We start from the raw sequence: 8,124 nt of genomic DNA on the forward strand, positions 1-8,124 counted from the left end.
ACTTCTGGAAGGCAACCAAATCATCAAAAAGGACGGGAAATATTACATGATGATGATTTCCTGGCCGAGAGGCGGAAAACGGAGGCAGGTCGTGTACCGGTCCGATAAAGTAACCGGACCTTTCGAAAAGAAAGTCGTTCTGGAAGATAATTTCCTAGGATTTTCCTATGCCGGGCAGGGTGCCCTGATAGATGACAAAAATGGCAACTGGTATTCACTGATCTTTCAGGACAGAAATGGAGTAGGAAGGGTTCCTGTTTTACTTCCTGTAAAATGGGAGAACGGATGGCCGGTGCTGGGCGACAACGGAAGAGTGCCTTTGAAAGGAGAGGTTCCGCTTTCACCATTTAAACCAAAAAATCATTTGGTAGAGAGCGATGAATTTTCCGGTAAAAAATTGAAAATCCAATGGCAGTGGAATCATAATCCGGTTAATTCCGCATGGTCATTATCCGAACGGAAAGGATTTTTAAGGCTAAAAACATCCAGAATAGTAGATAATTTGTACCTCGCTCCGAATACATTGACCCAAAGAATGGAAGGCCCGACATCCAGTGGCATAGTGGTTTTGGAGGTAAAAGGAATGAAGGACGGCGATGTTGCCGGTTTCACTGCCTTCAACGGCGATTCCGGGATTTTGTCTGTTGTCATGGAAGGCGGCAAAAAGTATTTGGTATTCTCAACCAACGAAGTGAGCCTGGACAATAAAACCAAGGCGGTAACTGACGTTAAAAAAGAAGAGAAAAAACGCATTCCTTTGAACGCTGACAAAGTCTACTTTAAAATTGATGCCGATTTCAACCTGGGAAAAGACCTGGCAGATTTTTATTACAGCACCGACGGGAAAAACTGGACGGAAATGGCGAAAGATTACAAAATGATTTTCGACTACCGCAGATTCTTTATGGGGTCCAAATTTGCGATCTTCAATTATGCCACTCAAGATCCGGGCGGTTTTGTGGATGTTGATTTTTTCAGGGTTAAAACAGATGTAAAATAAAATTGAATAATCTGGAAAATTTAGATATTAAAGTTACATTGGCAAAAAACACCATAAGCCATAAAATGGCGAAATCAACAGCATAGGGTGCAGCCCTATGAAATCTACGAAAAAACAGATAGGATGAGTAACCAGACCAAATTGAAAGCCCTGAAAGGGCGGCTTAAATCAGCATAGGGTGGTAGCCCTATGACAAAAAAGCACAACGGAAAAACCAATTCCTGAAAGGGCAGCATCATCAGGATAGGGTGTCAGCCTTGTGACAAAAAGTGCTAAATAACCAGTCATTAAGACTCTCTAGGAGCAGCGTAATAATATATTATGATAAGAATGCTCCGTTGGAGCATCCTGTTAGTAGCAGAATGTTGGCAATATCTGCCAAATTATAGCTCCGTAGGAGCGTCCTGTTAATAATGCATCCGTTAATAAACCAACGGTAAATCAATAATAAAAACAATAAAAAATAAACCCTTGCCGGTATTATTTTTTTATCTAAATTAATAAGTGTAAAAATTACAAATAAAAACCAATGAAGATTACATCTCTACTTATCATAAGCGCATCCTTAATCGTGGTGCCGTTAACAGCCCAGAATACACAGAGACAGGCTCCTGCAGGATTTGATGTGGCCAATACCGGAATTCCTCATGGTAAGATCGACTCCATTCAATATCCCTCAAAGACCGTAGGCGTAACCCGAAAAGCACTGATTTATACGCCGCCGGGCTTCAAAAAGGGGAATAAATATCCGGTATTGTACCTGCTTCACGGGATAGGCGGGGACGAAAAAGAATGGTATAAAAACGGGACGCCGCAGATTATTCTTGACAATCTGTATGCGCAAGGAAAACTTACCCCGATGATTGTCGTGCTGCCAAACGGGAGAGCGATGAAAGACGACCGCGCAACCGGCAACATCATGGCCAAAGACAAAGTGGAAGCATTTGCTACTTTTGAAAAAGATTTACTGAACGATCTCATTCCGTATATAGAAAATAAATTTCCGGTTAAAAAAGACCGTGACAACAGAGCGATTGCCGGACTTTCGATGGGTGGCGGACAAACCCTGAACTTCGGGCTTGGAAACATCGACAAATTTGCCTGGGTGGGAGGGTTCTCATCCGCTCCGAATACAAAAGAACCGCAGAAGCTGCTTCCGGATCCCGCTAAAGCAAAGAATTTAAAACTGCTCTGGATTTCCTGTGGTGATGCAGACGGACTGATGCCGTTCAGCAAAAGGACCCACGATTACCTGGCGCAGAATAAAATTCCGCATATTTTCTACATCGAACCGGGTGGCCACGATTTCAAAGTATGGAAAAATGATCTGTATATTTTCTCCCAGCTGATTTTCAAGCCGGTTGACAAAACCACCTTCTCCGATTTTACCGTATTGGGTCTTCCTGCAGAATCCAACATCCGGAATGCACAGTACCCGCAGATCATGCCCAACGGAAAGGCCATTTTCAGGGTAAAAGCACCGGAAGCACAGAAAGTCCAGATCGATCTTGGAAAAAAATACGACCTGACCAAAGATCCGGATGGCGTCTGGAAAACAACGACCGATTCTTTAAGCGAAGGATTCCATTACTATTCAATGGTAATCGACAATGTACCGGTGGCAGACCCTTACAGCAAAACCTTTTACGGAATGGGAAGATATGCCAGCGGAATCGAAGTACCTTTTGCTGGCGATGGCTATTATACGATGAAAGACGTTCCGCACGGAGACATCAGGATTCAGAATCTTTTCTCGAAAGTAACCAATTCCTGGAGGAGGGTGTTTATTTACACGCCGCCGGGCTATGATAAAAATACTGCTGAATCGTATCCGGTGCTGTATATCCTGCACGGCGGCGGCGAGGACGAAAGCGGATGGGCGATGCAGGGAAAAACCAACCTGATTATGGATAACCTGATTGCCGAAGGCAAAGCCAAACCGATGATCATCGTGATGCCGGATGCCAACATCGGACCTGCTGGATTCGGAAGCTTCGGAGACCGTAATCTTCAGATGTTTGACAAGGAACTGAAAGAATCGGTAATCCCGTTTTCCGAAGCGAATTTCAGGATTAAAAAAGATGCGGCCAACAGGGCATTGGCCGGACTTTCAATGGGCGGAATCTACACGCTGCACACCGGTGTTCAGAATTACAATATGTTTTCCTCGCTGGGTGTTTTCAGTTCAGGATGGATCCTGCCTTCACTACAGGAAGTAGCGGACAAAGAATATCAGTTTATGACCGATAACCAATCGCAGATCAATTCCAACATCAAAAACTTCTGGATTTCGATGGGCGGAAAAGAAGACATCGCTTACAAAAACTGCCAGGTGATGATGAAAAAACTGGATGATCTGGGCATTAAATATACCTATTCCGAATATCCGGGCGGTCACACCTGGCCGGTATGGAGGAACAACCTGTACAACTTTGCGCAGCTGCTTTTCAAATAAATCCGGAGACCAGCGCACATTTTAGAAGGAGATACAAAGCGACAGTGCCGGTGATGAAGCAGATTGATGATGTGCACACTTCATCAGATCAGCCTGCCGAACATTTCTTTGCCTGCTTACATTAAACATTAGGAAAAGTTAACCTTTGTATTAAGAAAAATCCGTAAGGTAATAAACTTTAAGTCTGTAGCATTCAGTCTTATCCAAATCACAAAAAATGAATTTTAACACAGTAAAAACCAGAATACTTATCCTTACGGTGGTCATGCTCTCCGGAAATATTGATGCGCAATCCTATAAAAAAACGGATTCCGGATTGAGTCTTTCTGCGGGAAATCTGGCTATTGAAGTAAAATGGTACGGCGGTAATACGGTAAGGATAATGAAATATCCGGTTGGAAAATCATGGGTGAAAAACAGCCTGGCAGTCATCCGAAAGGAACAGCAGACCCGGTTTTCGGTTTCCGAAAACAATGATGCTATTTTATTAAAATCGGATCAGCTCCAGCTTTCCATTGATGTTAAAACCGGGAAAATAAGTTACCGGTCACCGTCAGGACAGGAGCTTTTGAAAGAAACCGGAAGTAATTTCAAGCCATTCAACGATGCCGGGAATCAAACCCTTTCTGTTTCACAGTCTTTTCAGCTGGAGAAAGAAGAGCCGATCTATGGCCTGGGAATTCTGCAGAACGGGAAAATGTCTCAGCGGAATACCGATGTTAAAATGATTCAGAACAACACGTGGGATTTTATTCCGTTCTTTCAGTCGGTGAAAGGATATGGCATTTTCTGGGACAACGAATCGCCGACCCAATTTACCGATACGCCGCAGCAGACGTCTTTCTCTTCCGAGGTGGGAGAGGGCATTGATTATTATTTTATTTATGGAAAAAATGCCGACGGCGTAGTAGCCGGAATGCGGAACCTGACCGGGAATGTGCCGATGCTCCCGCTCTGGACTTACGGCTATTGGCAGAGCAAAGAACGCTACAAAAGTCAGGATGAACTGGTAGATGTAGTAAAAAAATACAGGGAATTAAAAGTCCCTCTTGACGGAATCATTCAGGATTGGCAGTATTGGGGAAACAATTACCAGTGGAATGCTATGGATTTCATCAGCCCTGATTTTCCCGATGCCAAAAAAATGATTCAGGATATTCATGATAGGAACGCACATCTTTCTGTTTCCATCTGGTCATCCTTTGGGCCGATGACGAATCCGTACCGGGAAATGGATCAGAAAGGAATGCTGTTCAACTTTAAAACGTGGCCGGAATCGGGGCGTGATGTATGGCCGCCGGATATGAATTATCCTTCCGGGGTACGTGTCTACGATGCGTACAACCCCGAAGCCCGGAATATGTATTGGAAATATTTAAACAAGGGCCTCTTCAGCTTAGGAGTAGATTCCTGGTGGATGGATTCTACCGAGCCCGACCACCTCAGTCAGAAACCGGAAGACCTCGATACCAAAACGTACTTAGGATCATTCAGAAAAGTGAGAAATGCCTATCCGTTAATGACGGTAGGCGGTGTTTATGACCATCAGCGCGAAACGACAGGCGATAAAAGGGTTTTTATTCTCACCAGATCGGCATTTGCCGGCCAGCAGCGATATGGAGCCAATACCTGGTCGGGTGATGTCAATTCTTCCTGGGAAATGTTGCGCAACCAGGTGCCGGCAGGTTTAAATTTCAGCCTTACCGGAAACCCGAATTTCAATTCCGATATCGGCGGTTTCTTTGCCGGTGTTTACCGAAGGAATGGCGGTGCGAAGAGCCCGGTGTTCCAGGAATTGTATGTTCGCTGGCTCCAGTACGGAACTTTCACTCCGATGATGCGTTCCCACGGGACCGATGTTCCCAGGGAAATTTACCAGTTCGGGAAAAAAGGTGATGTCGTGTATGATGCAATAGAAAAATTCATCAGGCTGCGGTACAGCATGCTGCCGTATATTTATTCCGTTTCCCATGACGTTTCCAAAAACAATTCGAGTTTTCTCCGGGCATTGTCAATGGATTTTTCATCAGACAAAAATACCTGGGATCTCAATAATGAGTATCTTTTTGGGAAGTCATTGCTGGTAGCACCCGTTCTCTATGCGCAGTACACCCCGGAAAAAATCATAACCACCGATGAAAACCAGGGCTGGAATAAAGACAACGGCACGAAGAAAGAAAATCAGGATTCCAAGATCGATTTCACCCAAAATAAACCCATGCAGGTCTATCTTCCGGCCGGAACCGATTGGTTCGACTTCTGGACGAATCAGAAGCACAGCGGCGGTCAGAAGATTGAAAAATCCGTTACCCTCCAAAGCATTCCATTATACGTGAAAGCAGGAAGCATTATTCCGTTCGGTCCTGATGTACAATATGCAACGGAAAAAAAATGGGATCAGCTTAACGTAAAAATTTATCCCGGAGCGGATGCCGATTTTGTTTTGTACGAAGACGAATTCGATAATTACAATTACGAAAAAGGAGCCTTTACTGAAATCCCTTTTCACTGGAACGAAAAATCAAAAACACTTACCGTTGAAGCCCGGAAAGGTAAATTTAACGGGATGATTGAAAAAAGAAATTTCAGTTTACTTCTTCCGGACGGTCAGCAGAAAACCGTGAATTATTCCGGGAAAAAGATCAACATAAGTTTTAAATAATCTTAAAGTATGACAATGAAATTTTTAAGTTTATCCATGATATTCGGATGCTTCCAGGTCGCATTTGCCCAGAATCCCATCATCCAGACCAAATTCACTGCCGACCCTGCGCCGATGGTTTACAAAGACACAGTTTTCCTTTATACCAGCCACGATGAAGATGATGCTTTCGGATTCAAAATGAAAAACTGGCTGCTGTACACATCTACGGATATGGTCAACTGGACCGATCATGGCGTTGTGGCTTCCCTGAAAGATTTTAAATGGACCGATCCCGAAAACGGAGCCTGGGCTCCCCAGGTCATTGAAAGAAACGGAAAATTCTATATGTATTGCCCGATGCCGGGACAACGCGGAATCGGCGTGTTGGTGGCGGACAGTCCGTACGGTCCTTTCAAAGATCCGATCGGAAAGCCGCTGGTTAAAAATTCCTCCGATGATATTGATCCGACGGTGCTGATCGATGATGACGGACAGGCCTATCTCTATTGGGGAAATCCCAACCTTTGGTACGTTAAGCTGAATGAAGATATGATTTCGGTAAAAGGCGATGTGGTAAAAGATCCGTCCATTGCCAAAGTAAAAGGGGCAGCTGATCCATTTCATTACCAGGAAGGGCCGTGGGCATGGAAAAGAAACGGAAAATATTATATGGCGTATGCCTCAACCTGCTGTCCCGAAGGAATCGGTTATGCGATGGGAAAATCGGCGACCGGACCTTGGGAATTCAAAGGAATGATCATGGACAGCGATAAACGTTCCAACGGAAACCATCCGGGAATTATCGATTACAAAGGCAAAACCTATGTTTTCGGATTCAATTACAACATCGGAAAACAGACCATGAGCAAACATTACGAACGCCGTTCGGTCTGCGTGAGTGAAATGAAATACAATGCCGACGGCACCATCCAAAAGCTGCCGTTCTGGAATCCTGAAGGTGTAAAAAGAATAGCAACCCTCAATCCGTACAACAGGGTAGAGGCCGAAACCATTGCCTTCAGCGAAGGCCTGAAAACCGAGAAAATGACCGAATTGGAAAGGAACAATCCCTATGATACCGGAAAGAAAATTACCGACCTGATTGTAGTTTCATCCGTCAATAATGGCGATTACCTTAAAGTTCAGGGCGTGGATTTTTCCCAGGGAACCCAATCTGTGGAAGTCTCCGCAGCTGCTTTGTACGGCGGCAGTATAGAAATCCATACCGATGCTGTTGACGGACCGCTCTTAGGAACCGTCCGGGTAGCCGGAAAAGCAGAAGGCGATCTTTTTAAAACAATCAAAACACCGGTCAAAAACATCAAGGGCATCCACGATCTCTATTTTGTCTTTAAAGGAGAAAAAGACCTTTTCTATTTCGATTGGTGGAAGTTTAATACAATGAATTAAAAAATGCTGAAGAATAAAATACTCATCCTTTCCACGGCTTTCTTATTGGCAGGCCAGATTTCAAATGCCCAATCCACCGTATGGCTGGACAAACTCGACCTAAGCGTTGTCACGCAGGGAAACGGGAAACCCGGAATCAATACGTCCGTGGACGGTAAAAAACTGACGATTGCCGGCAAAACGTTTGACCGGGGTTTCGGAACCCACGCCGAAAGTTCTTTGCTGATTAGATTAGACGGAAAAGCTACAAAATTTTCAGCATGGGTCGGGATCGACGATGAAATGAAAGGCCACGAGCCCGCAGTGGAATTTGAAATTTACGGCGACAACAAAAAACTCTGGTCAAGCGGCATTATGCATCTGGGCGACAAAGCCAAACCCGTTTCGGTATCGTTAAAAGGAATCAAACAGCTGGAACTGGTCGTTGCAGATGGCGGAAACGGTCCGTATTACGACCACGCCGACTGGGTGGATGCCCGGTTTGAAACCACCGGTGTTTCTACATTGGAAACCTTCAACCCGATTGCTTCGGAACCCTATATCTTAACCCCTAAACCTTCGGCTGTACCGAAGATCAATTCCGCAGGGATCTACGGCGTCCGCCCTGGTTCACCC

General features: G+C 44.7%; 5 protein-coding genes. All 5 read left to right on the plus strand.

Translation table 11 applies throughout. The features are described from left to right. Positions 1 to 1,000 (plus strand): family 43 glycosylhydrolase (locus QZ735_RS10460; RefSeq protein ID WP_294247918.1); only part of this gene is annotated, 1,000 nt, incomplete at its 5' end. A gap of 529 nt (positions 1,001 to 1,529) precedes the next feature. Continuing rightward, complete coding sequence (locus QZ735_RS10465) at positions 1,530 to 3,455, plus strand: alpha/beta hydrolase-fold protein (RefSeq protein WP_294247921.1); 1,926 nt, start codon at positions 1,530 to 1,532, stop codon at positions 3,453 to 3,455. A gap of 217 nt (positions 3,456 to 3,672) precedes the next feature. Continuing rightward, complete coding sequence (locus tag QZ735_RS10470) at positions 3,673 to 6,117, plus strand: TIM-barrel domain-containing protein (protein ID WP_294247924.1); 2,445 nt, start codon at positions 3,673 to 3,675, stop codon at positions 6,115 to 6,117. A gap of 15 nt (positions 6,118 to 6,132) precedes the next feature. Further along, positions 6,133 to 7,509: a glycoside hydrolase family 43 protein gene (locus QZ735_RS10475; RefSeq protein WP_294247926.1), complete on the plus strand. Its 1,377-nt coding sequence runs from the start codon at positions 6,133 to 6,135 to the stop codon at positions 7,507 to 7,509. 3 nt (positions 7,510 to 7,512) lie between these two features. Further along, the coding region (locus tag QZ735_RS10480) for an NPCBM/NEW2 domain-containing protein (RefSeq protein WP_294247928.1) at positions 7,513 to 8,124 on the plus strand (612 nt) is incomplete at its 3' end.

It is taken from the genome of uncultured Chryseobacterium sp. (genome assembly GCF_913776365.1).
In the GTDB taxonomy this organism is placed as follows: Bacteria; Bacteroidota; Bacteroidia; order Flavobacteriales; family Weeksellaceae; genus Chryseobacterium.